This window comes from Streptomyces sp. NPDC085481 (genome assembly GCF_044541845.1).
Classification (GTDB): domain Bacteria; phylum Actinomycetota; class Actinomycetes; order Streptomycetales; family Streptomycetaceae; genus Streptomyces.
This window is the reverse complement of record NZ_JBITTJ010000022.1, coordinates 63775-90650: the sequence shown is the minus strand read 5'-3', so window position 1 is coordinate 90650 and position 26876 is coordinate 63775. Positions and strand designations below refer to the sequence as shown.

The window sequence follows — 26876 nt, the reverse complement described above, 5'->3', positions numbered from 1 at the left end:
GTCGTGTCGTATGGTGTCGAGAGTTCTGTAGCGGTAATCGGGGACCTTTGGCCGTTTTGGCACGCCAAGGGTCTCTTTTCTGCACGAGGTCTGCTTCGGCAGTCTTGGGAACGGTGAATGACCTGTGGGCCGGGTCCTACGGCGCGAAGACGCGTCAGGGCGTGGATCCCGGTGAGGTGCGAACGCGCCTCCTCCGGTGCCGGCCTCCCCCACCGGGCGCATCACGCTCACGAAGCGCGCGTCCCGACAGAGCAAGGATCGACATGGCGTCCAGCCTGACGACGGCTTCGCACGGAACCTCCGGTTCCGAGAAGACCTTCTTCGGCCACCCCCGCGGCCTGGCCACCCTCTTCATGACCGAGATGTGGGAGCGCTTCTCCTACTACGGCATGCGAGCCCTTCTGGTCCTCTACCTGGTCTCCGGTGGTGCCGACGCCGCCACGGGCAGCCAGGGCGGCGGCCTCGCCATGACGGCGGCCACGGCCACGGCGATCTACTCCGTGTACGTGTCGATGGTCTACCTGATGGCCATGCCCGGTGGCTGGTTCGGCGACCGCGTCTGGGGCGCCCGCAAGACGGTCACCATCGCCGGTTTCGTGATCATGGCGGGCCACGCCTCGCTGGCGATCCCCGGCCAGGCGGCCTTCTTCGCCGGTCTGGCACTCGTCGCCGCCGGTTCCGGTCTGCTCAAGGCCAACATCTCCACGATGGTGGGCCACCTCTACGACGGCCCGGACGACCCGCGCCGTGACGGTGGCTTCACGCTCTTCTACATCGGCATCAACCTCGGTGCGTTCGTGGCGCCCTTCGTCGTCGGCACCGTCGGCGAGAAGGTCAACTGGCACCTCGGCTTCGCGCTCGCCGCGGTCGGCATGGGCCTGGGTCTGGTCCAGTTCCTCATCGGCACCAAGAACCTCAGCCCGAAGAGCGCCGTCGTCCCCAACCCGCTCTCGGCCGCCGAGCGCAAGAGCGTCCTGGTCAAGGTCTGCCTGGTCCTGGTCCTGGCCGCCGTCTTCTACGGCGTCGTCGTCGCCCTCGGCATGTACACCCTGAACTGGGCGCTCGTGCCGATCACCCTCGCCGGTCTGATCATCCCGATCGCCGTCCTCGTCCGCATCAAGCGCGACAAGGACCTCGACAAGACCGAGCAGTCGAAGATGACCGGTTACATCTGGTTCTTCGTCGCCGCCGCCGTCTTCTGGATGATCTACGACCAGGGTGGCTCGACCCTGTCGCTGTTCGCCGACGACAAGACCTCCGACACCGTCTTCGGCCTCGGCTTCCCGGCCACCTGGTACCAGTCCCTGAACCCGCTGTTCGTCATGGCGCTGGCCCCGGTCTTCGCCTGGCTGTGGCTGTGGCTGGCCCGCAAGAACCAGGAGCCGAACACCATCGTGAAGTTCGCGATGGGCCTGGTCCTGGTCGGCGCGTCCTTCTTCGTCTTCATCGTCCCGATGAACATGGCGGGTGGCGGCGACAAGGTCTCCCCGATGTGGCTCGTCTCGATCTACATGATCCAGACCATCGGTGAGCTGTGCCTCTCCCCCGTCGGCCTCTCCGTCACCACGAAGATGGCCCCGCAGAAGTACGCCTCCCAGATGATGGGCGTCTGGTTCCTCGCCGTCACCGCCGGTGACTGCACCACCGGTCTGCTCTCGCTGGCCGGTGTGGACCTCAACGGCACAGGGATCATCGCCATGCAGGCGGCGCTGGCCGTCGCGGCGGGCTTCGCGATCTACATGTACCGCAAGAAGGTCCAGGGCCTCATGGGCAGCGTCCACTGACGCGTCCGTCCGGACCGCCGTACGCACGGAGGGCCGCCGCACCGAATCGGTGCGGCGGCCCTCCGCCGTTTCCGCCGGCGCCCGTCAGCGCCGCAGGCGGGCCCACGGGGTGAAGGTGAAGACCGCGCCGCCGAGCAGGATCACCGTGCCCGCCACGAGGGCGAGGGCGCGCAGGGCGCCGGTGTCCTCGGCGCCGGTCTCGGCGAGGTCGCCGCCTCCGCCACCGGAGGCGCTGTTCCCGCCCCCGCCGGCGGCGCCGCCGGCCTGCTTGGTGGTGTCGAGCTCCAGGGACGCGGCGACACCGCCCTTGACCTCGCAGGGGATGACGATCGGCGAACCCCCGAGCGACACGCTGATGGTCAGCTTGCCGGGGCTGAGCGTGGCCTTGCCGCTCGCGCCCGGCTTGTACGTGCCGGTCATGTCGGTCAGGTCGACCGGCTTACCCGCCTCCAGGGGCGCCGGGTTGGGAGCGCCGGTGACCGTGACGGTGCCGCTGTCGGCGCCGCCGATCTTCACGGCCATGGAGGGCTTGAGGGCGCCCTTGGGGAGGGCGGCGGGGCTGTTCATGACGCCCTTGGCGGTCTTGACGGTGAGGGCGTAGGAGCCGCCGTCCTTCTTGGCGTTGATCGTCACCTTGGAGGTGATGCTCGCGGGGCCGGGGGCCTGGCAGGCGAAGCTCACCGCGACCTCCTTGCCGGGGAAATCGGTCTGGCCCCCGCCACCGCCGGAGGCGGATCCGCCGGATGTCGTCGTACTGCCGCCGGAGCCGCTCGTCCCGCCAGAGGTGCTGCCGCCGGACGTGGTCGTGCCTCCGGACGTCGTCGTACCCCCGGATGTCGTCGTACCCCCGGACGTGGTCGTACCCCCGGATGTCGTCGTGCCACCGGACGTGGTCGTGCCGCCCCCGTCCGTCACCTTGATCGTGGCGGCTACCGCGACCGTCTCCTTGGGCGAGCACTTCGTGTCCGTCGACATCGGCTTGGACACGTTGATGTTGTACTTGTCCGGCGTCAGCGTGATCTCGCCCGCCTTCTCCAGCTTCAGCTTGCCCTTCATGTCCGGCAGGACCATCGGGCTGTTCTTCTTGATCGGCGGGTTCTGCCGCGGCCCCTCCATCGACAGCGTGCCGCTCGCCGCGCCGCCGATCTTGAGGACACCGGTCGGCTTCACCGTGTCCTTCTCCAGGTCGAGGATGTCCGGATTCTTGGAGGCCGCCTCGACCGTCTTCCAGACCACCTCGACCTCGTCGCCGACCTTGGCCTCGGCCGGCGCGGTGATCAGCACCTTCGTGGTGCCCTGCACCGCCGGCAGGCCGGAGATGGCGGGCGGGATGCACTCCGTCTTGTACGCGACCTCGGCGGCCATGGCGGGGCCGGCGGTCAGCAGGATCCCCGCGCCGCCGAGCATCAGCGCGACGCCCGCCGCGATCGTCCTCGGTGTCGTGCGTGTCGTGCTCACGACTGTCCCTTCGTCGTCGGACTGTTCTCTGACGGTGCGGAGTCAGGGGTGAACCACGGCAGGACCGCCGTCGGTTCGCCGGCAGCCGGAACCGCCGGTACGGGGAGGGGGGTGCGGTCAGGTACGGGGGCACGGCGCCGGCGCCGGCCGTGTGGCCCGCTCCCGCTCTGGTGCGGGCTCCCGCCCCGGTTCTGGCGGTGGCCCTCCGGCCTGACCCGGTCGACGATCGCCATGCCGATGCGGAAGAGCGCGGCCGGCACGACGACCGCGAGCAGCAGCCAGAAGAGGGTGACACCCCAGGGCCGCCCGACCCCCCAGGGCTGCTCGACGAGGACCTTGCCGCCGTACCGCACCGACACCTGGTAGTCGCCGTGGGCGCCCGCCGCCAGCTCGGCCGGCAGCTTGACCAGGGCCTTGCGGCCGGGCTCGATCGTGCCGCGCCACTGGCGCTCCTCGTACTGCGGAGCGAACACCCCGTGGCTGGTGCCGACCTCGAAGACCGGGTCCTTGACCGGGGTGGAGCCGAGGTTGCCGACGGTGAAGACCACCTCGCGCCGCGCGGGCGCGCCGAACCAGACGAGGACCCCGCTCGAACCTTCGAGCCGCACGGAGGCGAGCACGGCGAGCCGGCCGGCGCCGGACGGCTCGGGCAGCGGGGCGGTCGGGTGCCCGGCGACGGTGAACTCGGCGTCCACGGTGTCCTGTTGCCCGGTGACCCCGGCGACGTGGACCACGCAGGGGCAGGGCTTGGGCGGTTCGGCGACGGGCAGCTTCTGGCTGAAGGCGCCCTTGGCGTCGACGGTGGCGGCGCGACCGTCGGTGTTGGCGCAGGAGTTGGTGCCGCCGATGACGCCCTTGCCGGGCGCGGACTGGCCGCAGACCAGCAGCATGAGCAGGGCGCCCGGCTTCCATCCGGACCCGCTGACGGTGATCTCGCCGCCCTTGCCGGCCTCGCTCTGCGAGAGCGCGACCGTGGGGCCCGGCGCGGCCGCGGCGGGGGCGGCGGGCAGCAGGGCGAACAGCAGCGCGGCGAGCAGGGCGGTGGCGGCGCCCGTACGCGTCGACCTCATCGTTGCCTCCGTATCCGACTCCGAATCCGACCCCGCAGGGCGTACGTGACCGCGCCCGCCACCGCGAGGAGGGCGGCCGCCGCGGCCCCGACGCCCGCCGTGGAGGCGAAGGCGGTGTCCGTACGGGCCAGCGCGGGCGTGGCGCCGGCGGCGCTCGCCGTCAGGTGGACGGTGACCGAGTCCAGGGCGGGCGGATCGGGCCAGGGTTCGCTGCGGGTGGCGCGCTCGCCTGGGCGCAGGGTCAGCGGCAGCGGGCGTTCCGGGCGGTCGAGGACCGTGCCGAGGACCCCTTCGGCGCGGACGGCCAGACGCGGGGCGAGGACGGTGTTGCCCCGGTTGACGAGCGTGTAGTGCAGGGTGCCCGAGGGGTCGACGCGGAGTTCCTCGACGGTGAGCGCGGCGAGGCGCGGCCCGCTGACCCGCAGGTGGAGCGGGACGACCGTCTCGCGCCCCGCGGCGCCGGCCCGGATCTCGCCGCGGTGTTCGCCGGGCGGGGTCTCGGCGGTGACGGTCACCGCGAAGGGCACGTCCGCCCGGGTCCTGGCGGGCACGGTCACCGTCCGCGCGGCGAAGGCCACCGGGGCGCCGTGCCCGGTGAGCCGTACGGTGAGCGGCTTCGCGCCCGGGTTGGTGACGGACAGGGTGTCCTGGAGGACGCTGCCCGGCGCGCCCTCCAGATAGACGTACGGGCGTCCCGCGGCGGGCGCCGCCGTCCAGCCGGGCGCCGGTGCCGCCGCGACCGCCCCGAGGAGCGCGACGGCGGCGGCCCCGAGCCCGGACCGTGCCGCCCGCATCAGCGTGCCGTGTGCCGTGCCGTGCGCCGGGTGAGCCAGAGCACCCCGGCCGCGCCGGTCAGCAGCACGGTGCCGCCGAGGGTGCCGAGCGCGGTCGCCGAGTCGAGCGGCCCGGTCTTGGGCAGCTCGCCGCCCGACCCCGTACCGCCGGAGGAGTCGCCGTCGCCCGAGCCGCCGCCCGTGCCCTCGGAGTCGCCGGAGCCGGTGACGTCCAGTTCGAGGGCGGGCTCTGGGTGGTTCTTGGGGGTGCAGACGGCGGCGTCCATGCCGAGCGCGTGGACGGTGAGCACCCCGGCCGTGAAGGTGACCTTGCCGCTCTTCTTCGGGGTGTACGTTCCCGTCAACTGCCCGATCTTGATGGGGGTGTCGGGCGGGATGGCCACCGCGTTGGGCACGCCCTTGACCTGGACCTTGCCGCTGTCCGCGCCGCCGAGGACGAGCTCGGCGCGCGGGGTCATGACGCCCTTGGGGAGTTCGACGGGGCTGTCGGAGACGCCCTTCTCGAAGGACATGGTGATCGTGTACGAGCCGCCGTTCTTGACGGCCTTGATGTCGACGGGTGAGACGGCACCCTTGGGGCCGATCTTCGTCTCGCACGCGTAGTCCACGTCAACGACGGCGGCGCGGGCGGCGGGGGCGGAGAGCAGGACCGCCGTGCCCGCCACCGCCATCGCCGCCGTCAGCGCGCCGGCTGTTCTCCTCCGGTTCGGCACTTCCAGCACCCCTCACCGTTGCACCGCGGCCGCGCACCGGCGCACCGCGAAGTTACTGACGGTCTTTCAGATTGGGCGTCAAGGTACGCCTGGGGCCTTGTGGAGGGAAGACAAGAGGACGGCAGAAGGTGTGAAAGTCCTAGGGGCCTTACGCCGGGGAACCCGCCGGGGCGCTCCCTACGCGGGTGCGGCCAGTTCGGCCCAGACCGTCTTGCCGGGGGCGCCGGGTGTGCGGTCGATGCCCCAGTCGCGGCAGAGCCGCTGCACGATGAACATGCCGTGCCCGCCGGGCCGGCCGGCCCGGTGCGGGGTGCGCGGGGCGGGCTGGCCGGCGCCGCGGTCGGCGACCTCCAGGCGCAGCACCTCGGCGAGGCGCAGCACGCGCAGGCTCTCCGGGCCCTCGGCGTGCAGGCAGGCGTTGGTGACCAGTTCGGAGACCACGAGCAGGACGTCCTCGGCGGCGGCCCTGCGGTCGGCGGTGCCGGCCGGCAGCCAGCCCCAGTCGTGGAGCGCCTGCCGCGTGAAGTCGCGGGCGAGCGGAACGGTGCCACTGGCCGACCCGAGGGCGAGGATGCGGACGTCGGGTTCGCCGGAGGCAGTCTCCATCAGCGCTTCACCTCACCGATTCAACCGATTGACGAGAGACGGGACAGGAACGGACCACGGTCCGGGGGGGGGCGAACCACGGTCCGGGGGCGGGACGGGAGGAGCTCAGTCGGGGAGCGCCGATTCGAGCGAGTCGTGGAGGGTGAAGACGGCGTCCGCCCCGGTGATCTCGAAGACCCGCGCCACCGGTGGCCGCATCGCCGCCAGATGGACCCCACCACCCGCGGCGTCCGCTCTCAGCCGGGCGGCGAGGAGCACGTTGAGGCCGGTGGAGTCGCAGAACTCGAGCCGTGAGCAGTCGAGTACGAGGCGTGAGCGCCCCTCGTCGAGCGCGCGGTCGAGTGGCGCACGCAACAGTTCGGCGGTGTGGTGATCGAGCTCACCCACCGGGGTGAGCACCTCGCTCGCCCCCACGGTCCGGACTTCGACCCGGAATCGCCCGGGTGCGCTGCCGATGTGCTGGCGGTACATGCTCCGAACCATACAAGCGCACCCCCTTCCGCCGCACACAAGCTCCAGCTCATATCAACCCAAACCGGACAATTGGCACTTGCAACCATCCGGGTCGAACAGGTAGGGCTAGAAGGACACATTCCACATGGCCGGCTTTGGAGGCGCCGCAAACCGCAGCGAGAGACAACGATGGAGGAGAGCATGTCCCCCCGGCTCGACGCCCCGCATACCGCGGACACCGCACACGGTGCGGACACCGCACACGTCCCGGATACCGCGGATCTCCCGCATATCCCGCCCGCCGACGAGATCGCGCCGCACGACGCGCGCGCCCTGTCGAAGACCCTCTTCGCCCGCCTCGGCGAGCTCGAGGAGGGCACCCACGAGTACGCGTACGTACGCAACACCCTGATCGAACTCAACCTGGCCCTGGTCAAGTTCGCCGCCTCCCGGTTCCGCACCCGCAGCGAACCGATGGAGGACATCGTCCAGGTCGGCACGATAGGCCTGATCAAGGCCATCGACCGCTTCGAACTGGCCCGCGGCGTCGAGTTCCCCACCTTCGCGATGCCGACCATCATCGGCGAGATCAAGCGCTTCTTCCGCGACACCTCGTGGTCGGTGCACGTCCCGCGCAGGCTCCAGGAACTCCGCATCGACCTCGCCAAGGCCGGCGACGAACTCGCCCAGCGGCTGGACCGCGCCCCCACCGTCGAGGAGCTCGCCCGGGAACTCGGGATCGGCACCGACGAGGTCGTCGAGGGCATGGCCGCCGCCAACGCGTACACCGCCAGCTCGCTCGACGCCCCGCCCGAGGAGACCGAGGCCGACGGCGTGAGCCTCGCCGACCGGCTCGGCTACGAGGACCACGGCATCGAGGGCATCGAGTACGTCGAGTCCCTCAAGCCGATGATCGCCTCGCTGCCCGCCCGCGAACGCCGCATCCTCTCCCTCCGCTTCACCGCCGGCCTCACCCAGTCGGAGATCGGCGACGAGCTCGGCATCTCCCAGATGCACGTCTCCCGCCTGCTCGCCCGCACGCTGACCCGGCTGCGCAAGGGACTGACCCTGGACGAGTGACGTCGCCGCCGGGCAGGCGTTATTGACGGGTCGTCCGAATCGGCCCACATTGAGGCAGGGACTCAGGGGGGAGTCGCAGATGGCCTCTGCCGCATCGGAACCGGCGTACGCGGAGCCTGCGTACGCCGAACTGGAAGAGCTGATGAGCGCCCGGCTCGGCGGCAGACGCTGCCTCTACGTGCCGTCCTGCCGCCTCGGCCTCTACCTCGCCCTGCGGCACTGGTGCGAGCCGGGCGGCCGGGTCCTCATGTCGCCCGTCAACGACGACGTCATCCTCTTCGTCGTCCTCGCCGCAGGCCTGCGCCCGGTCCAGGCCCCGCTCGACCCGCGCACCGGAGGCATCGACCCGGCCGCCGTGCCCGAGACGGTCTGGCGGGGCCTGTCCGCCGTCGTCACCACCAACCTGTACGGGAACCCCGACCCGGCACCCGGACTGCGGGCCCGCTGTGACGCCCTGGGCATCCCGCTCGTCGAGGACGCGGCCCACGCCATCGGCTCCACCGTCGGCGGCCGGCCGGTCGGCACGTACGGCGAGGCCTCCGTCTTCAGCCTCTCCAAGCACACCCACGCCAGGACCGGCGGCTTCCTCACCATCGCCGACCCGGGCGCGTACACCGAACTCGCCGCCGCACGGGACGCGTTGCTGCACCCCGCGCGCCGCACCGCCGAACTCGCGTACCTGTTGCGCCCGTACGCCGAGGCCACCGTCCGCACCCTGCGCCTCACCGGCGCCGCACGCACCGCCCTGCGACTCCTCGGCCAGGAGGAGCGCGAGGAGATCCGCATGCCCCTGCGCCCCGACGCCCTGAAGCAGGCCCTCGCGGCGGCGCCCGCCCTCGCGCCGTTCGAGTCGTGGGTGCGGGTCGACCTGCACGAGTACCGGTTGCGGCCCGGGCGCGCCAGGCTGCGCCGGACGGTGCGGCGGTTGAGGGGTCTCGAGGGGACGCTGGCGGCGCACAGGGCGGGGGTGGGGAGGTTACTGGAGAGCAGGTGGGGGTGTGCGGACGGCGCCGTACCACCGCACCCACAGCCGCTGTTCCGCGTCCCGCTGCTCGTCGCCGACCGGGACGCGGCCATCGCCGCGCTCGCCCGGCACCGGATCACCACCGGCTACCTCTACGACCCGCCCCTCGACGCCTACGCGGGCCAGGAGTTCACGGATCCGTCCCCCGCGCCGGAGCCGGCGGCCTGGTTCGCGCGGCACGCGCTGCCCGTGGACCCGCTGAAGGCGGGGCCGGTGCTGTCCGTGCTGCGCGCCGCCGGCGTCGAGCCGGTCCGCCCGTGACCGACACCGTGGCGCCACGGCCGGGACTGCACCCGCCGGGCGAGACCTCGATGTTCCGCAACGCGTACGCGCTGATGCTCTCCACCGGCGTCTCCGCCGCCCTCGGCCTCGGCTTCTGGCTGGTCGCGGCCCGCCACTACACCGAGGAGGCGGTCGGCCAGGGCTCCGCCGCGATCGCCGCCCAGCGACTGCTCGCCTCCCTCACCGCGACGACGATGATCGGCGCGGTGGTCCGCTACGTGCCCCGCGCGGGCCGGGCGACCGGGCCGCTGGTGCGCCGGACGTACCTGGCGAGCTCGGTCGTCGTCGCGCTGGCCTGCGCGGGCTTCCTGCTCACGCTCGGCCGGTGGGGCCCGTCGTACGCCCCGCTCGGTTCGCTCCCGGCCGGCCTCTTCTTCACCGCCTCCTGCGTGGGCTGGGCGCTGCTCACGCTCCAGGACGGCGTGCTCACCGGGTTGCGCAGGGCGTTCTGGGTGCCGATCGGCAACGGGGTGTTCTCGCTGGGCAAGCTGCTGCTGCTCGTGCTGCTCGCCGCCGCCATGCCGGCGCTCGGCGTCTTCGTGTCCTGGTCGGCGGCGATCGCCCTGTCCGTACTGCCGCTCGGCTGGCTGGTGTTCGCCCGGCTGATCCCCCGGCAGGCCCACGCCGACCGGGACCGCGAGCCGCCGGGCGGACGGGAGATCGGCCGCTTCATGGCCGGGGACGCGGTCGGGGCGCTGTTCAGCCTGGCGATGATCAACCTGTTGCCGGTGATGGTGGCGGTCCGCTTCGACGCGGCCCACAACGCGTTCTTCTACACCGCCTACACGGTCGGCGGCACGATGGAGTTCATGGCGATCAACATGGCCTCGTCGCTCACCGCACACGCCTCGCACAGCCCCGAGTCGCTGGCGGACGGCGTCCGCGGGGCGCTGCGCCGCATGGCGCTGCTGCTCGTCCCCGTCGTCCTCGTCCTCGTGGTCTTCGCCCCGCTGATCCTCGCCCCCTTCGGCACCGACTACGCCACCCACGGCGCGACGGTGCTCCGCCTGCTCGCCGCGGCGGCGCTGCCGCGGGTCGCGGTGGAGCTGTACATCGCGGTGCTGCGCGTCCAGGGGCGTACGGGGCGGCTGGCGGTCCTCCAGGGGGCGATGTGCGTGCTGGTGCTGGGGAGCGCGGCGATGCTGCTGGGGGTGGCGGGCATATCGGGGGCGGGATTCGCCGTGCTGGGGTCGATGACGGTGGTGGCGGGCGTGGCCGGGTTCGGGCTGCGGGGGGTGTTGAGGGGGGCGGGCCGCGCCTAGGGGCGTCTCGCCGATGCGCGCGGCGCTGGGGTCGGCGGTCAGCGGCGGGGCAGGGGCTGGTGGAAGTACGGAGCCCGGCCGGCCGTGCGGTACCCCTCGAGGCCGGGACCCGAGTCCACGGTGAGGTCGCAGCCGGGACCGGGCACGGCACGGTTCCAGTGCACGTACGCGCGGACGCCGGGCAGGTCGCTCGCGGCGACCCGGGGGATCTCGGCGTACCACTCCCGTTTGCGCGCGGGGTCGCGCGGATCGGGGGCGGTGGCGAACTCGGCGAGCATGACCGGCTTGTCGGCGGAGACGCGGGTGCGGATCCACTCGTAGGCGGGCCGCTGGCTGGCCGCGAAGTCCAGCCAGGTGGGCGAGCGGTGGCAGAGGTAGTAGTTGTACTGGTCCATGCCGATCCAGTCGACGTAGGCGTCGCCGGGGTAGAGGGCCCGCATGCGGTCGGCGTTGCCGTTGCCGAGGTAGCCGGAGACGGTCCACACCCAGACGACGTTGTCGACGCCCAACCGCTCGAAGCGTTCGTGGAGATGGCGGTAGGCGGCCACGAACTCCTCGGGGCTGCCGGCGCCCTCCCTTGTCCGCATGTCCGTCTCCTGGTCGAAGGAGAAGAACACCCGCTTGCCGTACGCCTTGAGGCGGCGGGCCTGCGGGTCGATGACGGACGCGTCGTACTTCCCGGACGCGATGTTCCGCCAGCCGAGCTGCCGTTCGGTCCACCCGGCGTGATGCGGCCGGGTCCATACGGTCGACTCCCAGGCGATCATGAGCATCCGGTCCCGGCCGAGCTCCAGCTCGTCGGGGGTGAGGAGCTCGCCGTCGACCTTGTTGCCGGACATGTCGTGGTACGTGTAGACGAGGTCGAGCCGGCGCCCGATCTTCTCCTCGAAGGCGTACACGGGGGCGGTGAGCGAGCCTTCGTCGTCGTACGGGACGTACGCCCCCCACCAGGCGCCGCACTGCGGGACGAGCGCGGGGGTGGTCCGGCCGCACCGGCCGCCGTCGTCCTTCCGTACGGCGTCCGTGGCGACCAGGGCGGCCGCGAACACCGCGATGACCGCGGCGAGCGCGAGGATGGTCCGTATTCGGCTCATTCCCTGCGCCGCCCGGGTAAGGCGGCGGCACCGGTGGTGAGCAGCGCGAGGGCCCCGAGGAAGGCGACCGTGGAGAACGCGTCGGCGAGGTGGAGGGCGGTGGCGGTGAGGGCGGCGAGGGAGAGGCTCAGGGGGGCGGAGAGGGCGGGGGCGGAGAGGGCGGGGGCGGGCGCGTGTCCGGGCGCGGACAGCGCGGGCGCGGGGCGGCGTGGAGCGGCCGCGAAGGGCAGGAGCAGCGCGAGCCCGGGGCAGAAGGCCACGAAGGCGAGCACCGGGACCCAGCGCAAGGGCGAGCCGCCGGGCAGCACGAGGGCGGCGGCGAGCGCGACCCAGCCGGAGGCGGCGAGGGCCGTTCTGAGAACGCGCCTGCGACCGGGGGCGACGGCGGCGACGGCGTCGGGGGCGGATGCCGCGGCGGAGCCCGTCGTCCGGGTGTGGTCCGCGTCCTGGCGGGGCGGGTGGTTCATGGGGCTCCTCGTCAGGGGCGGCTGGGGGGTGGTGGGACGTACTGGAGGACCAGGCCGTGGGGGGTCTCCTCCACGACGCGGAAACGTGGCGAGGCCTTCAGCGAGGCGCGCAGGCGGGCGAAGCCGCCCGGCGGCAGGTAGCCCTCGCCGATGACGGCCTTCTCCTGGGTGGGGGTGAGGATCACGTACGCGGGGCGGCCCGGGGGGATGCCGGCGGCCAGGTAGCCGGCCGGGTCCTTGAGCATGCGGAGGTTCTCGGGGACGTCCTGTTCGGTGAAGAACCAGCGCTCGTAGTGGTCGTAGCGGTAGTACGCGCCCGGGAACGAGCCCGTCGTGGCCAGGATCAGCGCGCCGTCCGGCGCCCGGTCGTAGGCGCGGCGGGTGAGGGCGAGTTCGGCCGGCGGGGCGTAGTGCATGCCCTCCTTGCCGTAGTACGAGGGAAGGAAGCCGGCCAGCAGTGCGACGAGGACGAGGGGCAGGGCCACGGCGGAGACCCGGGCGGCGTGGCGCGGCCGGCCGGCCATGGCGGCCCGGCCGCCCCGAGCGGCCTCGCTCGCCGGAACCAGTGCCGCCGCAGCGAAGAACGCCGTGCCGGGCAGCCCGAACAGGTAGACGCGGAAGAGCATTTCGCCGCCGTAGTCGTTCACTGCGAACATCGGCAGGGGCGCCGCCGCCGCCAGCAGCAGGGGCAGCGCGCTGCGCGCCAGCCGGCGCCGCAGCAGCACCGCCGTGCCGGTCAGGACCGCGAGGAGCAGCACCATCAGGGTGTTGGCGGTGCCGACCAGTTCGGGACCTGGGCCGGTGGGCTCACCGGCGTAGCCCGCACGGGAGTTGGCGAGCAGGTCTCCCGCGGAGTCCTTCAGCGTGCCCAGGGTGTCGAGGAAGAGCACCCGCCCCATGGTCAGGTCCCACGCCAGCATGATGCCGACGGCGACGGCCAGCAGCCCGAGGTTGCGGTAGCGGCGGGTCAGGCAGAGCGCGAGGAGCGTCGCGCAGAGCATCACCGGCGTGAGCTGGTGGGACGCGTTGACGGCGGCGATGAGCGGGACGAGCAGCAGGACGAGCATCGCCCGGCTCGCACGGGGAGTTCCCGCCGGCGCCGGCGCCGCCGCCGGTTCGTGCGCGTCCGGTTCGGCGAGGCGCCCCGCACTGCCGGGGCGGACGAAGTGGCGCAGGACGACGGCGAGGACGGCGAGGTGGAGGAGGTACGCGAAGCCCTGCGGGGAGAGGTAGTCCTGGCCGACCCAGTTGGCCAGCTGGAAGATCCACACCCCGGTCCACACGAGCCGCGCGTCGTCCGTGAACGTGCGGTAGGTCATCACCAGTACGGGCAGCATGAGCAGCCCGAACGCGACCGGCGCCCAGTTCGCGAACGACGCCGCGCCGTCGACACCGAGGGCACGGACGAGGGCAGCGTCGAGCGAGAAGAACCCGGGCCACTGGTCGTACGCGGACATGCCGCCGGACAGCGTCCCGCGCGGGTGGACGGTGCCCTCGGCCAGGAGCCGGGTGATGACGGCGTCGTGCTTGGACGCCCAGGCGTATCGGACCGTGTCGTAGAGGACGGCGGGCGGCGCCTTGAGGGCGACGAGCATGGCGGCGCTGTAGAGGGCGGGCCAGCCGGGGGTACGGTCCGCCCGCCGGACGACGAGGACGAAGCCGCAGGTCAGGACGGCGAGGGCGGCGTAGTACGCGAGGGGGAAGCGGTCGAGGAGTCCGTAGTCGCCGATGTCGCGGAAGCGGATGCGGGGGAGGGCGTACAGCCAGAGGGCGGTGGCGAGGAGGAGGGGGAGGATGTCGAGGAGGAAGCGGGGCAGGAGGCGGCCGGGGCGGGGCGTGCTGGGGGCGGTCGGACTGGCGGCGCCGCTCGTGGCCCGACGCACGGCCCCACTCGCCGTCCCGCCCACGGCCCCACTCGCCGTCCCGCCCACAGCCCCACTCGCCGTCCCGCCCACAGCCCCACTCGCCGTCCCGCCCACGGCCCCACTCGCCGTCCCGCCCACGGCCCCGCTCGCCGGCCGCGCCTCCGCCCACCGCATCGGCTCCGTCATCAGCCCCCCTATCCCGCGAACTCCGGCCCACGCATCAGCGCGCGGGCCCGCCGGTACGTGCGCCAGCCGATGGTCGGCAGCGAGTCCGGGTACGGCGCCGTCCTGGCGCCCCGCCCGGCCATCCACTGCTCGACGTCGGCCACGGTGTGGCCGCGACGCAGGATGAGCCGTGCGATGCGGTACGGCTCGTCGCGCCGGGAGCTGAGCGCGTGCCGGACGGCGACGGCCGAGGCGTACCCGGCGGCCGCGGCGGCCCGGCGGACGGCGGGGCTGTTGTAGCCGTGCGGGTAGGCGAGGTGCCGTACCTCGTGCCCGAGCAGGTCCTCCAGGACGACCTTGGCCTCTCGCAGCTCGCGCCGCAGCGCCCCCGGCCGCAGGGTGTCGAGCTGCGGGTGGCTGACGGTGTGAGCGCCGACCTCCATCCCGTACTGCTCCAGGAGCGGGACCTGGGCCCGGGTCATCATCGGTGCGGGCGGCAGCAGGGAGTGCGGGGAGGGGCCGAGCGCACCGGTGGTGAGGTACGCGGTGGCGGCCATTCCGCGCTCGGCGAGCGCCTGGGCGGTGGGGCCCGGCAGGTCGGCGAAGCCGTCGTCGAAGGTGAGGACGACGGGGCGGGGCGGCAGCGGGGCACCGCCGGCGAGGTGCGCGGCGAGGGCTCCGATGGTGACGGGGGTACGGCCGGAGGCGGCGATGGCATCGAGCTGGGCCACGAACCGGCGTGGCGTGACGGTGAACTCGGCGATCCAGGCGGGTGGGTCGGCCATCACGGCGTGGTAGAGCAGCACGGGTACGGGGGCGGCGGGAACAGCCACCGCGTGGGCCGTCATCGCGCCCTCCCCGGTGGCGGGGGGAGGGCGCCGGTCAGCGGGGCCGGGCGCATCCGGTCGGCCGGGCGGATCAGGGCGGCCAGGCGGGACAGGGGCGCGGAGCCGGACAGGCGGGCCGTCGCGTAGCCGACGGGGCCGTACAGCATCCCGCGGCGTTCCAGGCGGGAGAGGGCGCGGGGCCACGGGTGGTGGCCCGACAGGGTGCCGGGTGTCGTGTGCGGGCGGGGCGCGGTCATCGCCCGGGCGTGGGCGAGGCCGCGGGGCAGCCGGGTGAGGAGGGCGGGGAGCAGGCCGGGGCGGCGGACGAGGGTGGCGGTGAGGTACGCGGTGAGGCCGGCGCCGTAGCCGTACGCCTGGTTCCGCAGGTCCTGCCAGGTCTCGCGGTGGTGGTGCCAGACGAGGGCACCGGGCGTGTAGCGCAGCCGGAAGCCGGCGGCGAGGACGGCGACGAAGGCGTACAGGTCGTCGCCGCCGCGGGCCGCGGTACCGGTCCCCGTCGCCGGGTCGAAGCCGCCGACCGCGCGCAGCGCGTCCGCGCGGAAGGCCATGTTGGCGCCCGAGCCGAAGCTGCCCGCGGCGAACGGGAAGAGCGGTTCGGCGGGGGGCGGGCGCAGCGGGTCGTACAGGCGCGGGGTGAAGCCCTTGGCGAAGCCCCCGTGGGATTCGAGCAGGATCTGGGCGGGGGTGCCGAGGCGGGCGGGCAGGATGAGGCCGGTGGTGCAGCCGAGGAACGGGTCGGCCGCGAACGGCGCGGTGAGCGTCGACAGCCAGGCCGGGTCGGCCACCACGTCGTCGTCGGTGAAGGCCACGACGGGCGCGTCGGTGTGGCGCAGCCCGGTGTTGTGGGCGGTGGCGAGACCGGGCGTGTCCTCGCGGACGTAGCGGACGCGGCCGCCGTAACTCTGCACCAGGGTGCGGGTGTCGGGGGTGCGGGGCGCGTTGTCGACGACGAGGACGTCGTGGTCGGGGTGGTCCTGGGCGAGGAGCGAGTCGAGCGCGCGGACCAGACGGCCGGCGCGGTCGCGGGTGGCGATGACGGTGGTGGTGCGGGGTGGGGCGGTGGGGGCGGGCGGGGGGTCCGCGTGCGGTGCGGGTGCGGGTGCGGGGCGGGATCCGGCGCCAGGGCCTGCGCCGGAACCGACTGCGGGCCCGGCTGCGGGCCCGGCTCCGGGCCCGGCTCCGGCACCGGGTCCGGGCCCGGCCTCGCCCTGCGCCTCCGCCCCCGCCCCCGCCTCCGCCTCCGCCTCTCCCTCCGCCTCGGTCAGCCTGTCGCGTACCGCGAGCCGTAACGCCTCGGCCGGGTCCCGGTCGTCCTCCTCCAGCCGGTGGAGGACGGTGGCGACCGGCCGGCCCCTGAGCCGTACGAGGGCGTAGACGGCACCAGGCGCGGCGACGGGAGGACCGCCGGGCGCGGGGCGTAACGAGAGAACCGGGCCGTCGGGTGAGGCGAGGTCCAGGTCCGCGACCGTGATGGACGTGGGCGGGCGCGCGGTCATGCGTGCCCCCTCAGGCGGGCCAGCCCGTTCAGGGCGCGCCGGCCGTGGGCCGCGAGCGCCGGGCGGGCGCGGACGAAGCTGTGGGCGCGGCGGTGGGGCTCGCGGGAGAGCCAGTACAGGGCGGCGGCCGGGCCGGGGCGGAGGGCGGAGCCCTCGTACACCGTGAGCTCCCCCGTCTTGAGGCCGTCCTTGTACTCGGCGTCGCCCCGCCCCAGGTCGAGGAGTCCGATGCCCGCCCCGGCCGCCGCCGCCGCCATGCGCAGGTGGAGGACCAGGCCCGGCGAGTACCGGGCGAACTCGGGGTCGTACGCCGGGAACCAGCAGGACAGGACGGTGCGGGAGCGCAGCCCGAAGTGGGCGGCGACCGGCCGCTCCCCCACGTACAGCACGGACAGCACCCCGGAGCAGCCCGGCGCGCGCAGCGCGTGGAGTCGCTGGACCAGGGTGCTGATCCACGTCTGGGCGAAACGGTCGCGGCGGCCGGTCCTGCGGTACTGGGCCGACTTCCACGCCATGAGGGTGCGCAGGGCGGCCGGTTCGCGCTCGTCGAAGACGAAGCGCACCTCGCCGGCCTGTTGCCGGCCCAGCCGCCGTTCCTTGGCGAGGGTGGTCTTCAGGAATTTCGGCGACCGGACGCGCAGCCCGTCCTCGTACGCGGCGTAGCCGTCGGCGAGGTCGATCACGGGCGAGGCGAAGCGTTCGGCGGCGGAGGGGTGGAAGGTGTGCTGGCCCTCCTCCAGGTTGTCGAACTCCCAGGCGGAGAGCCCGCAGACGCGCAGCAACCACCGCGCGGGCGGGCGCAGTCCGGGGCGGAGGACGACGCCTTGACTGTCGGACACCCCGAGGCCGATGGCCCGGCCGTGGCCGAAAGGCCCCTTCTCGTAGGGGAAGAAGCCGGCGGGCTCGTGCCGTGTGTACAGGACGGCCACGCGCGCGCGAGGCCGCACTTCGGCGACGGCCCGGGTGAACTCGGGTTCCATGAAGGGGTTGCGCGGAGCGCCGGACGTGGCGCGAAGCTCGCGCCACACGTCCGTCTCCTGCTCCGTCAGCTCCCCCGGCCTGACGATCCGGACATGAACCTGTGCAGGGACAGCGCTCAACTCGACCCCCCGGTCTTCCCCCCTGAGTTCTGCCGGTGAAGGACGTTACCGGGCGAAATCCCCTGAGGACAGGGCTCGTTGACGTGGATGGGGCGGGGGGCGATGGGGGGTGCGGGTGTGCTGGATGAGTACGCCTCCGGGGCGCGCCGCCGGGCCGCGTGGGGCCGTACGGCGGTACGGCGGTACGGCGGTACGGGGCAAGCCGGCTCAGATGGCGAACCTGTACACCGCGCCGCAGCACGGCAGCGTCACGTACGCCTGGTGGCCGTCGGGGGTCAGGGTGATGCGGGCCGTGGGGCTGTGGAGGGGGAGAGGGACGGTCGTCGCCTTGTCGGTGCTCGTGTCGATGACGTACACGGGCGTTTCGTCCTGGCCCGTGGCCACGTACACGCGGCGCCCGTCCGCGGTCACGGCGACGTCGGCCGGTTTCCAGCCGACCAGGATGGGGGCGCCCAGCAGCTTGCCGGTCTTCGTGTCGAGTACGGACACGGTGCCGTTCTGATCGGTGACGTAGGCACGCCGCCCGTCGGGCGTCACCGCCACCGCGTACGGGAAGTTGCCGATGGGGACGTGCAGGGGGGTCACCTTGTTCGTGGCCGTGTCGATGACCGAGACGGGGGTGGGGGATCCGTAGCCGGAGTTGACCACGTAGGCGCGGCGGCCGTCAGGGGTGAACGCCAGGTCGATCGGCGTGCTGCCGACGCGGATGGGGTCGCCGGCGACCTTGTCGGTGTCGGTGTCGATCACGGACACCGAGTCCGAGGCTGCGTTGGTGACGTAGACGCGCCGGCCGTCGGGAGTGATCGCCACCCCCATCGGCACCTGGCCGACGTAGACCCGGGACAGGATGACGTTCGTCGCCGTGTCGATCACGACCACGGAGTCCGCCCCGGAATCGGTGACGTACAGGCGCCGGCCGTCGGGAGTGACCGCGACCGCGGCAGGGTCGCTCAAACCGCGGACTTTGTGGATCACCTTGTCGGTGCTCGTGTCGATCACCGACACCGTGGACCAGTCGGAGTTGGCGACGTAGGCGTGGCTGCCGTCGGGCGTCACCGCGATACCCAGCGGCCGACGGTCGACAGAGGTGACCCCGGGCTCCGTCGCAGCCCCGACCGGCCCGGCCGCCACCGGCGACACCAGCACCCCGGCCAGAGCGAGCAGCACGGCCAGCCCGAACCGCACCGGGCGGCGGAAGTCGAGGGTGCGCATCGCGTCCCTCCTGTCCGTGGCACCTCACACGCACCATGGCCACTCCCCCTTCCCAGCATGGCCCTTCCGTCCCCACCTGCAACCGGAGTCGGGGTGACACGGCGACCCGGTCAACGACCGAGTCCAACGGCGGGGCCTTGTCCGGGACACGGGGTGGGGCTGTCCCGGACAGTTCGGGTCTTGCTCGCCCGGGGCCCGCGGCCGAGACTCCTGACGGCCGGTCGGGAGATTCCGGCGGCCACTCCACCCATCCGAAGGGGATTGCTCATGAAGCGTGTCTTAGCGAGTGTGTTCGCGGCCGTGGCGCTCGCCGGGGCCGGGCTGGCCACCAGCGGTGGTGCCGCATCGGCGGCGCCGGCCGGGCCGCGGGCGCTGTCCTGCAGCCTGGCGTGGTCGGACGCGAACACCGCAGGCGTCAAGTGCTACGGCGGCACCTTCGTCGGTGCCGCGAAGTGCAAGAACGGCCGGACGGCGCAGGGCGCGCTCGCCGCGTCCGGGACCACCTCGTACGCCTACTGCTCCTCGCTGGGCTCCTCGCTCAAGAAGCCGGTCGAGTGGCGGGGCATCCCCTGGAGCGGATGACCCGCCTCCGCCCCGCTCAGACCGTGCGGACGCCCTTCCGCCACACTCCCGCCACCAGCGGCACGCCCGGGCGGTACGCCAGGTGTACGTGGGACGGGGCGTCGAGGAGGGTCAGGTCCGCTCGGGCGCCGGGGGTCACGCGGCCCACGTCGGTGCGTCGGAGGGCCGCCGCACCGCCGGCCGTGGCGGACCAGACGGCCTCGTCCGGCGTCATGCGCATGTCGCGGACCGCCAGCGCGATGCAGAACGGGACCGAGGACGTGAAGGACGAGCCCGGGTTGCAGTCCGTCGACAGGGCCACCGTCACGCCCGCGTCCAGGAGGCGGCGGGCGTTCGGCCACTCCGCCCGGGTGGAGAACTCCGCGCCCGGGAGGAGGGTGGCGACGGTGTTCCCGGAGGACAGGGCGTCCACGTCCGCGTCCGTCAGGTGCGTGCAGTGGTCCGCGCTCGCCGCGTCCAGCTCGACCGCGAGCCGGACGCCGGGGCCGTACGACAGCTGGTTGGCGTGGACGCGCGGCAGGAGGCCCTTCGCCCGGCCCGCGGTCAGGATCGCGCGGGCCTGGTCGCCGTCGAAGGCGCCCTTCTCGCAGAAGACGTCGACCCAACGGGCGTACGGGGCGCAGGCGTCCAGCATCTCGCCGGTCACCAGGTCCACGTACGCGGCCGGGTCGTCGGCGTAGTCCGGCGAGACGATGTGCGCGCCGAGGTACGTCACCTCGTCCGTGTGCTCGGCGGCGATGCGCAGTGCGCGGGCCTCGTCCTCGACCGTCAGGCCGTAGCCGGACTTGGTCTCGAAGGTGGTGGTGCCCTGGCGCAGGGCCTCGCGCATGAAGCGGGCGACGTTCGCCGACAGCTCGGCGTCCGTCGCCGCGCGCGTCGCCGCCACCGTCGTGCGGATGCCGCCCGCCGCGTACGCCTGGCCCGACATCCGCGCGTTGAACTCGGCCGTGCGGTCGCCCGCGAAGACGAGGTGCGAGTGCGAGTCCACGAAGCCGGGGAGCACCGCCCGGCCGCCCGCGTCGACCCGGTTGTCAGTGGCCGGTGCTTTGCTTGATTCACCGACCCAGACGACGCGGTCGCCGTCCATGACGACGGCCGCGTCCCGGATCAGACCCAGGGCGGAACCATCACCGAGGGAAGGATCGTTGGTGACGAGGCTGGCGATGTTGACGATGGCGGTGGCGGTCGTCGCCACGGCGCTGTTCGCGCTCGTGGGGGCGGAGGTCGCCGGCTGGTTGTTCGTCGCCGCGGGGCCGGTGTTCATGGTGAGAGGTGTCTCCTTCAGCCGCGCACGGCGGCGATCGAGTCCGCTAGGGCAGCGGCCACGTCGGGTACGGTCGCGTGCGCCCCGTCCCGTACGACATGGCGGCCGCCCACGATCGTGTGCCGGACGTCCGCGGCCGACGCTGCGAATACCGCTGTCTCAGCTGCCAGACGCGGCACCGGTCCCGCTGTCCTGACCGAGTCCAGGGCGAGGGTCGTGAAGTCGGCCAGCGCGCCCGCCTCCAGCGTGCCCGCGTCCGCCCAGCCCAGGGCCGCGTGACCGTCGGCCGTCGCCGCCCGCAGCAGCGCCGCCGCCGTCCAGTGGCCGCGGGTGCGGGTCCGCAGGCGCTCGTTCAGCTCCATCGCCCGCGCCTCCTCCAGGAGGTCGATGACGGCGTGGCTGTCGCTGCCCAGCGAGAGCGGGGAGCCCGCGCGCTGGAGGGCGACGGCCGGGCCGATGCCGTCGGCGAGGTCGCGTTCGGTGGTGGGGCACATGCAGGTGCCGGTGGACGTCGAGCCGATCAGCGCGATGTCGGCGTCGGTCATGTGCGTGTTGTGGACGCCCGTCGTCCGCTCGCCCAGCACCCCGTGGTCCGCGAGGAGCTGCGTCGGGGTGCGGCCGTGGGTGGACAGGCAGGCCTCGTTCTCGGCGGTCTGCTCCGAGAGGTGGACGTGGAGGGGGGCCTCCCTGTGCTGAGCCCATCCGGCCACCGTCGCCAGCTGGTCGGCCGGGACGGCCCGTACGGAGTGGATCGCCGCGCCGATGCGCACGCCGTCCCGCTCCTTGAGCGCCGACGCGCGCTCGGCCCACGCCTCGGCGGTGCCGTCGGTGAAGCGGAGCTGGTGGTGGTCGGGGGCGGCGCCGAAGCCGGAGGAGAGGTACGCGGTGTCGAGGAGGGTGATCCGGATGCCTGCCTCGGCGGCCGCGGCGATCAGGGCCTCGCCCATGGCGTTGGGGTCGGCGTACGGCGTGCCGCCGGGCGCGTGGTGGAGGTAGTGGAACTCCCCGACGGCGGTGATGCCGGCGAGCGCCATCTCCGCGTACACGGCGCGGGCGAGCGCGAAGTAGCTGTCCGGCGTGAGCCGCTGGGCGACCGTGTACATGGTCTCGCGCCAGGTCCAGAAGGTGCCGGAGCCCACCTGCACGGTGCCGCGCAGGGCGCGGTGGAAGGCGTGCGAGTGGGCGTTGGCGAGGCCGGGGACCGTCAGGCCGCGCAGGACGACGGCGCCGGGCGGGGGTGCCCCGACACCCGTCCGTACGGCGGCGATCCGGCCGTCCGCCACCTCCAGGGCCACGCCCGGCTCGACGTTCGGGTCGAGCCAGGCGTGCTCCAGCCAATAGGTCACGGTCAGCGGCACGCCAGGCCCTCCAGTACGTCGGCGAGTGCGCGGACGCCCGCGACGCAGTCGTCCTCGGCCGCGAACTCGGCCGGGGAGTGCGAGACGCCCGTGGGATTGCGTACGAACAGCATGGCGGTCGGGATCGACCCGGACAGGATTCCGGCGTCGTGTCCCGCGCCCGTGCCGAGGACGGGGACCTTGAGGCCGGCCGTCTCGCCCAGGATGCGGCTCATCTCGTCGCGCAGCGCGTGCTCGAACTCGACGACCGGGGTGAAGGACTCCCGGGTGACGCCCAGCTCGACGCCGTGCCGCTCGGCGTGCTCGGTGGCCGCCTGCCGGATGCCGCCGATGACCTCGGTGAGCGTGGCCTCGTCGGCGGCGCGGGCGTCGAGCCAGCCGCGGACCAGCGACGGGATGGCGTTGACGCCGTTCGGCTCGACCGCGATCTTGCCGAAGGTGGCGACGGCGCCGGCGAGTTCGGCCTCGCGGCGGGCGGCGAGGACCGTCTCCGCGTACGGCAGCATCGGGTCGCGCCGGTCGGCGACACGGGTGGTGCCGGCGTGGTTGGCCTCGCCGCGGAAGTCGTACCGCCAGCGGCCGTGCGGCCAGATGGCGGAGGCGAGACCGACGGCGTCGCCGGACAGGTCCAGGGCGCGGCCCTGCTCGACGTGCAGTTCGACGAAGGCGCCGATCCGGGCGAGCCGCTCGGGGTCGGGCCCGATGGCCTCGGGGTCGTACCCGGCGGCCGCCATGGCCTGCGGGAGGCTGATCCCGTCGGCGTCGCGCAGCTCGAACGCCTTCTCCTTGGTCAACTGCCCTGCGGTGAGGCGGGAGCCGACGCAGGCGAGCCCGAAGCGGGCGCCCTCCTCGTCGCCGAAGTTGACGATGGCGAGCGGGCGCCGGAACGAGACGCCCCGGGCGCGGAGTTCGTCGAGGGCGGCGAAGGCGGACACCACGCCGAGGGGGCCGTCGAAGGCGCCGCCGTCGGGTACGGAGTCGAGGTGCGAGCCGGTGACGACGGCGTCACCGGCGGTCGGGTCGCCGAGCCAGGCCCACTGGTTGCCGTTGCGGTCGGTCTCGACGTCGAGGCGGCGGGCCTCCGCCTGCATGCGGAACCAGAGCCGGCAGTCGGCGTCGGCGCCGGTCCAGGCGTAGCGGCGGTAGCCGCCGGTGGCGTCGCTGCGGCCGATGGGCCGCAGCGACGTCCACATGGCGTGGAAGGACTGGCTCACGCCGAGCCTTCCTCGGCGTCGCCCTCGCGCATCGGGACGCGGACGCCCTTCTCGTCGGCGACGCGCTCCGCGATGTCGTAGCCCGCGTCGACGTGGCGGATGACGCCCATGCCGGGGTCGTTCGTCAGCACGCGGCGGATCTTCTCGCCGGCGAGCGCCGTGCCGTCGGCCACCGTGACCTGGCCGGCGTGGATGGAGCGGCCCATGCCGACGCCGCCGCCGTGGTGGATCGACACCCAGGACGCGCCGGAGGCGACGTTCACCATGGCGTTGAGGAGCGGCCAGTCGGCGATCGCGTCGGAGCCGTCGAGCATGGCCTCGGTCTCGCGGTACGGGGAGGCCACCGAGCCGCAGTCGAGGTGGTCGCGGCCGATCGCGAGGGGCGCGGCGAGGGTGCCGTTGCCGACCATGTCGTTGAACATGTCGCCGGCCTTGTCGCGCTCGCCCTGGCCGAGCCAGCAGATGCGGGCCGGGAGGCCCTGGAAGTGCACCCGCTCCCCCGCCATCTTGATCCAGCGGTGGAGGGACTCGTTCTCCGGGAAGAGCTCCAGGATCGCCTTGTCCGTCTTGTGGATGTCGGAGGCCTCGCCGGAAAGCGCCGCCCAGCGGAACGGGCCCTTGCCCTCGCAGAAGAGCGGGCGGATGTAGGCGGGGACGAAGCCGGGGAAGGCGAAGGCGCGGTCGTAGCCGGCCAGCTGGGCCTCGCCGCGGATGGAGTTGCCGTAGTCGAAGACCTCGGCGCCGGCGTCCATGAAGCCGACCATGGCCTCGACGTGCTTGGCCATCGACTCGCGGGCGCGGGTGGTGAAGCCGGCCGGGTCCTTCGCCGCGTACGTCGCCATGTCGTCGAAGTCGACGCCGACGGGCAGGTACGAGAGCGGGTCGTGGGCCGAGGTCTGGTCGGTCACGATGTCGATGGGCGCGCCCTCGGCCAGCATCTGCGGGAGCAGCTCGGCGGCGTTGCCGAGGAGGCCGATGGAGAGCGGCCTGCGGGCGTCGCGCGCCTCCACCGCGAGCTGCAGCGCGTGCCGCAGGTCGTCGGCCTTGACGTCCAGGTAGCGGTGCTCGATGCGGCGCTCGATGGCGCGCGGGTCGACGTCGATGCAGATCGCGACGCCGTCGTTCATCGTCACGGCGAGCGGCTGGGCGCCGCCCATGCCGCCGAGGCCGGCGGTGAGGGTGATGGTGCCGGCCAGGGTGCCGTCGAACTTCTTCGCGGCGACGGCGGCGAAGGTCTCGTACGTGCCCTGGAGGATGCCCTGGGTGCCGATGTAGATCCAGGAGCCGGCCGTCATCTGGCCGTACATGGTGAGGCCGAGGGCCTCCAGGCGGCGGAACTCCTCCCAGTTGGCCCAGTCGCCGACCAGGTTGGAGTTGGCGATGAGGACGCGCGGGGCCCACTCGTGGGTCTGCATGACGCCGACCGGGCGGCCGGACTGGACCAGCATGGTCTCGTCCTGCTTGAGGGTGCGCAGGGTGCGCACCATGGCGTCGAAGGAGCGCCAGTCGCGGGCGGCCTTGCCGGTGCCGCCGTAGACGACGAGCTTGTCGGGGTGCTCGGCGACCTCGGGGTCGAGGTTGTTCTGCAGCATCCGGAGGGCGGCTTCCTGCTGCCATCCCAGGGCGCTCAGTTCCGTACCGCGCGGGGCCCGTACGGGGCGGGGTCCTGACATGGCGTGCCTCCTCGAATGTGATTCAGATATTCACATCCTGGCGCGCTGAATAGTTGTAGTCAACAGCTGCGGCGCCCTGCCACCCGGTGGTGGGATGGATCCATGGCCTCCCCCCTCGGACCAGACCCCGGACCGAACCGCCGGGAACAGGCACGCGACCACGCCGTCCGCGCCGCCGTCGAACAAGGACTCCTCAACGCCGCCGAACCCGTCGTCGCCCTCCTCGACACGGCCGGCATCCGCGCCTCCGCCGCCGCTCTGACCAGCGCCTTCGCCGCCGTCACCGACGCCCCCGTGCTGCACGCCTTCGCCGTGAAGGCCGCCCCGCTCGTACCCGTCCTGCGCCTGCTGTACGAGGCGGGGCTCGGCGTCGAGGTCGCGAGCCCCGGCGAGCTGGCGCTCGCCCGCGCCGCCGGCGTGCCCCCGGCCCGTACCGTCCTCGACTCGCCCGCCAAGACGCCCGCCGAACTGCGCCAGGCCCTCGCGCTCGGCGTCGCCGTCAACGCCGACAACCTCCAGGAACTGGCCCGGCTCGACGCCCTCGTCGCCTCCGCACCCACCGCCTCACCCCTGGGCCTGCGGGTGAACCCGCAGGTCGGCGCCGGTTCGATCGGGGCGCTCTCGACCGCGACCGCCACCTCCAAGTTCGGCGTGGCGCTGCGCGACGAGGGCGCCCGGGACGCCGTCGTCACCGCGTACCTCGAACGCCCCTGGCTCACCCGCCTGCACACCCACACCGGCTCCCAGGGCATCCCGCTCGCCCTGATGGCCGAAGGGGTCGGCGCCGCCTACGCCCTCGCCGAGGAGATCAACACCAAGGTCGGCCGGCAGCAGATCGACACCCTCGACATCGGCGGCGGCCTCCCGGTCAACTTCTCCTCCGACGAGGACACCCCGACCTACGCCGCGTACGCGGAGCTGCTCGCCGCGAGCGTCCCCGGCCTGCTCGACGGGCGCTACGCCCTGGTCACCGAGTTCGGCCGCTCACTGCTGGCCAAGCACGGCACGGTCCTGGCCCGCGTCGAGTACACCAAGACCTCCGGCGGCCGCCCGATCGCCGTCACCCACGCCGGCGTCCAGGTCGCCACCCGCACCGTCTACGCCCCCGGGTCCTGGCCGCTGCGGATCCTCGCGTACGACGCCGATGGCAGGCCACGGAGCGGGGACGAGGTCGTCCAGGACGTCGCCGGGCCCGCCTGCTTCGCCGGGGACCTGCTGGCCACCGAGCGCACGCTGCCGCTGCTGCGGCCGGACGACGTGGTGGCGGTGCCGGACACCGGCGCGTACTACTTCGCCCACCACTACGCGTACAACAGCCTGCCCCGGCCCGCCGTCCACGGATTCACCCTGACGGACGACGGCGCCGTCTCCTTCGCGACCGTCCGCAGGGCCCAGACCCTCGACGAGATCGTGGCCGAGTCGGGCGGGCAGCGGCCCGACGCGCTCCTGCGCGAGCCGGCCCCGGGTGTTCCCATGGGCACATGACAGCCAACACCTCCGTGGTCGTCGAACGCCGGGTGTCCGCGTCGCCCGGGCGGGTCTGGGAGTCGATCACCGACCTCAGGAACATGCCGCGGGTGCTCTCCGGCGTCGAGAAGGTCGAGGTGCTCACCGAGGGCGGCTTCGCGGTGGGCACCCGCTGGCGCGAGACCCGGCGGATGATGGGCAGGCAGGCCACGGAGGAGATGACCGTGACCGTCTGCGAACCGCCCGAGCGCTATGTCACCGTGGCCGACTCGCACGGCATGCACTACGTCTCCGAGATCACCCTGGTTCCCGAGGGCCCGGCGGTCGGCGCCGTGGCGACCACCCTGCGGATGACCTTCACGGCCCGCCCGGCGAACGACCGCAGCCCGGGCCTGCTGGCCCGGCTGCTCAGCCGCTTCGGGGCGAAGGCGGTGGCGCGGGCGCTCGCGAAGGACCTGACGGAGATCGCCGCGGCGGTGGAGAGCAGCCGCTGAGCACTTTCGGACGCCTGCCGCGCACGTCCTGACAAATTCCCCTGGAAAATG

At 73.4% G+C, this 26876-nt stretch carries 23 protein-coding genes and 1 pseudogene; 7 read left to right on the top strand and 17 right to left on the bottom strand.

Annotated features, from left to right (window positions below; all coding sequences use genetic code 11):
• Positions 1-263 precede the first annotated feature (263 nt).
• Complete coding sequence (locus ACIGEZ_RS32810; RefSeq protein WP_399838602.1) at positions 264-1784, top strand: peptide MFS transporter; 1521 nt, start codon at positions 264-266, stop codon at positions 1782-1784.
• An 84-nt stretch (positions 1785-1868) separates the two neighbouring features.
• On the opposite strand, the gene ACIGEZ_RS32805 is transcribed toward ACIGEZ_RS32810, so the two are convergent.
• From ACIGEZ_RS32805 to ACIGEZ_RS32780, 6 genes are all read right to left on the bottom strand, one after another.
• Complete coding sequence (locus ACIGEZ_RS32805) at positions 1869-3191, bottom strand: hypothetical protein (protein WP_399838630.1); 1323 nt, start codon at positions 3189-3191, stop codon at positions 1869-1871.
• 47 nt (positions 3192-3238) lie between these two features.
• Positions 3239-4312, bottom strand: coding sequence for a hypothetical protein (locus ACIGEZ_RS32800; protein WP_399838599.1), 1074 nt, complete (start codon positions 4310-4312; stop codon positions 3239-3241).
• A complete protein-coding gene (locus ACIGEZ_RS32795; protein ID WP_399838596.1) occupies positions 4309-5106 on the bottom strand; it encodes a hypothetical protein in 798 nt (265 codons plus the stop codon). The genes ACIGEZ_RS32800 and ACIGEZ_RS32795 overlap by 4 nt, the downstream gene beginning before the upstream one ends.
• Positions 5106-5777, bottom strand: a complete 672-nt coding sequence (locus tag ACIGEZ_RS32790) for a peptidase (protein ID WP_399838628.1) — start codon at positions 5775-5777, stop codon at positions 5106-5108. The genes ACIGEZ_RS32795 and ACIGEZ_RS32790 overlap by 1 nt, the downstream gene beginning before the upstream one ends.
• Positions 5778-5996: 219 nt before the next feature.
• Positions 5997-6425 carry an ATP-binding protein gene (locus ACIGEZ_RS32785; protein ID WP_399838593.1) on the bottom strand — a complete coding sequence of 143 codons (429 nt, stop codon included), beginning with the start codon at positions 6423-6425 and terminating at the stop codon, positions 5997-5999.
• 105 nt (positions 6426-6530) lie between these two features.
• Positions 6531-6896 carry an STAS domain-containing protein gene (locus ACIGEZ_RS32780; RefSeq protein WP_399838591.1) on the bottom strand — a complete coding sequence of 122 codons (366 nt, stop codon included), beginning with the start codon at positions 6894-6896 and terminating at the stop codon, positions 6531-6533.
• Between the two features lie 171 nt (positions 6897-7067).
• Between ACIGEZ_RS32780 and ACIGEZ_RS32775 the strand changes: the two genes are divergently transcribed.
• The 3 genes and pseudogenes from ACIGEZ_RS32775 to ACIGEZ_RS32765 form a co-directional block, all read left to right on the top strand.
• Positions 7068-7958 carry an RNA polymerase sigma factor SigF gene (locus ACIGEZ_RS32775; RefSeq protein WP_399838588.1) on the top strand — a complete coding sequence of 297 codons (891 nt, stop codon included), beginning with the start codon at positions 7068-7070 and terminating at the stop codon, positions 7956-7958.
• A gap of 79 nt (positions 7959-8037) precedes the next feature.
• Entirely contained in the window at positions 8038-9243 is a 1206-nt protein-coding gene (locus ACIGEZ_RS32770) for a DegT/DnrJ/EryC1/StrS family aminotransferase (protein WP_399838585.1), read from the top strand.
• Positions 9240-10511: pseudogene (locus ACIGEZ_RS32765) on the top strand (lipopolysaccharide biosynthesis protein); the annotation flags it as partial. The gene ACIGEZ_RS32770 and the pseudogene ACIGEZ_RS32765, both read left to right, overlap by 4 nt.
• Before the next feature lie 53 nt (positions 10512-10564).
• On the opposite strand, the gene ACIGEZ_RS32760 reads toward ACIGEZ_RS32765, so the two are convergent.
• The 7 genes from ACIGEZ_RS32760 to ACIGEZ_RS32730 form a co-directional block, all read right to left on the bottom strand.
• The gene (locus ACIGEZ_RS32760) at positions 10565-11620 is read right to left on the bottom strand and encodes a glycoside hydrolase family 26 protein (RefSeq protein WP_399838582.1); all 1056 of its coding nucleotides are present in this window, start codon (positions 11618-11620) and stop codon (positions 10565-10567) included.
• Positions 11617-12087 (bottom strand): hypothetical protein, encoded by a 471-nt coding sequence (locus ACIGEZ_RS32755; RefSeq protein WP_399838579.1) that lies wholly within the window; start codon positions 12085-12087, stop codon positions 11617-11619. The genes ACIGEZ_RS32760 and ACIGEZ_RS32755 overlap by 4 nt, the downstream gene beginning before the upstream one ends.
• 11 nt (positions 12088-12098) lie before the next feature.
• A complete protein-coding gene (locus ACIGEZ_RS32750) occupies positions 12099-13970 on the bottom strand; it encodes a hypothetical protein (protein WP_399838577.1) in 1872 nt (623 codons plus the stop codon).
• Between the two features lie 176 nt (positions 13971-14146).
• Positions 14147-14965, bottom strand: coding sequence for a polysaccharide deacetylase family protein (locus tag ACIGEZ_RS32745; protein WP_399838574.1), 819 nt, complete (start codon positions 14963-14965; stop codon positions 14147-14149).
• A complete protein-coding gene (locus tag ACIGEZ_RS32740; protein ID WP_399838572.1) occupies positions 14962-16461 on the bottom strand; it encodes a glycosyltransferase in 1500 nt (499 codons plus the stop codon). Before ACIGEZ_RS32740 ends, ACIGEZ_RS32745 begins: the two co-directional genes overlap by 4 nt.
• A complete protein-coding gene (locus ACIGEZ_RS32735) occupies positions 16458-17489 on the bottom strand; it encodes a GNAT family N-acetyltransferase (protein ID WP_399838569.1) in 1032 nt (343 codons plus the stop codon). The genes ACIGEZ_RS32740 and ACIGEZ_RS32735 overlap by 4 nt, the downstream gene beginning before the upstream one ends.
• A gap of 279 nt (positions 17490-17768) precedes the next feature.
• Complete coding sequence (locus ACIGEZ_RS32730) at positions 17769-18773, bottom strand: beta-propeller fold lactonase family protein (RefSeq protein WP_399838566.1); 1005 nt, start codon at positions 18771-18773, stop codon at positions 17769-17771.
• Positions 18774-19040: 267 nt separating this feature from the next.
• On the opposite strand from ACIGEZ_RS32730, the gene ACIGEZ_RS32725 reads away from it, so the two are divergent.
• The gene (locus tag ACIGEZ_RS32725; protein ID WP_399838563.1) at positions 19041-19355 is read left to right on the top strand and encodes a hypothetical protein; all 315 of its coding nucleotides are present in this window, start codon (positions 19041-19043) and stop codon (positions 19353-19355) included.
• Between the two features lie 16 nt (positions 19356-19371).
• On the opposite strand, the gene hutI is transcribed toward ACIGEZ_RS32725, so the two are convergent.
• Genes hutI through hutU form a run of 4 tightly spaced genes read right to left on the bottom strand, consistent with a single transcriptional unit; the run spans position 19372 to position 24864 of the window.
• Positions 19372-20619 carry an imidazolonepropionase gene (gene hutI / locus ACIGEZ_RS32720; RefSeq protein ID WP_399838560.1) on the bottom strand — a complete coding sequence of 416 codons (1248 nt, stop codon included), beginning with the start codon at positions 20617-20619 and terminating at the stop codon, positions 19372-19374.
• Positions 20620-20636: 17 nt separating this feature from the next.
• Positions 20637-21977, bottom strand: a complete 1341-nt coding sequence (locus ACIGEZ_RS32715; protein WP_399838557.1) for a formimidoylglutamate deiminase — start codon at positions 21975-21977, stop codon at positions 20637-20639.
• The gene (locus ACIGEZ_RS32710; RefSeq protein WP_399838625.1) at positions 21968-23170 is read right to left on the bottom strand and encodes an allantoate amidohydrolase; all 1203 of its coding nucleotides are present in this window, start codon (positions 23168-23170) and stop codon (positions 21968-21970) included. Before ACIGEZ_RS32710 ends, ACIGEZ_RS32715 begins: the two co-directional genes overlap by 10 nt.
• Before the next feature lie 17 nt (positions 23171-23187).
• Positions 23188-24864 (bottom strand): urocanate hydratase, encoded by a 1677-nt coding sequence (hutU, locus tag ACIGEZ_RS32705; RefSeq protein WP_399838555.1) that lies wholly within the window; start codon positions 24862-24864, stop codon positions 23188-23190.
• Positions 24865-24966: 102 nt separating this feature from the next.
• Between hutU and ACIGEZ_RS32700 the strand changes: the two genes are divergently transcribed.
• Together ACIGEZ_RS32700 and ACIGEZ_RS32695 are read left to right on the top strand one after the other, a co-directional pair.
• Positions 24967-26349, top strand: coding sequence for a diaminopimelate decarboxylase (locus ACIGEZ_RS32700; protein ID WP_399838552.1), 1383 nt, complete (start codon positions 24967-24969; stop codon positions 26347-26349).
• Complete coding sequence (locus tag ACIGEZ_RS32695) at positions 26346-26825, top strand: SRPBCC family protein (protein WP_399838549.1); 480 nt, start codon at positions 26346-26348, stop codon at positions 26823-26825. Before ACIGEZ_RS32700 ends, ACIGEZ_RS32695 begins: the two co-directional genes overlap by 4 nt.
• Positions 26826-26876 lie beyond the last annotated feature (51 nt).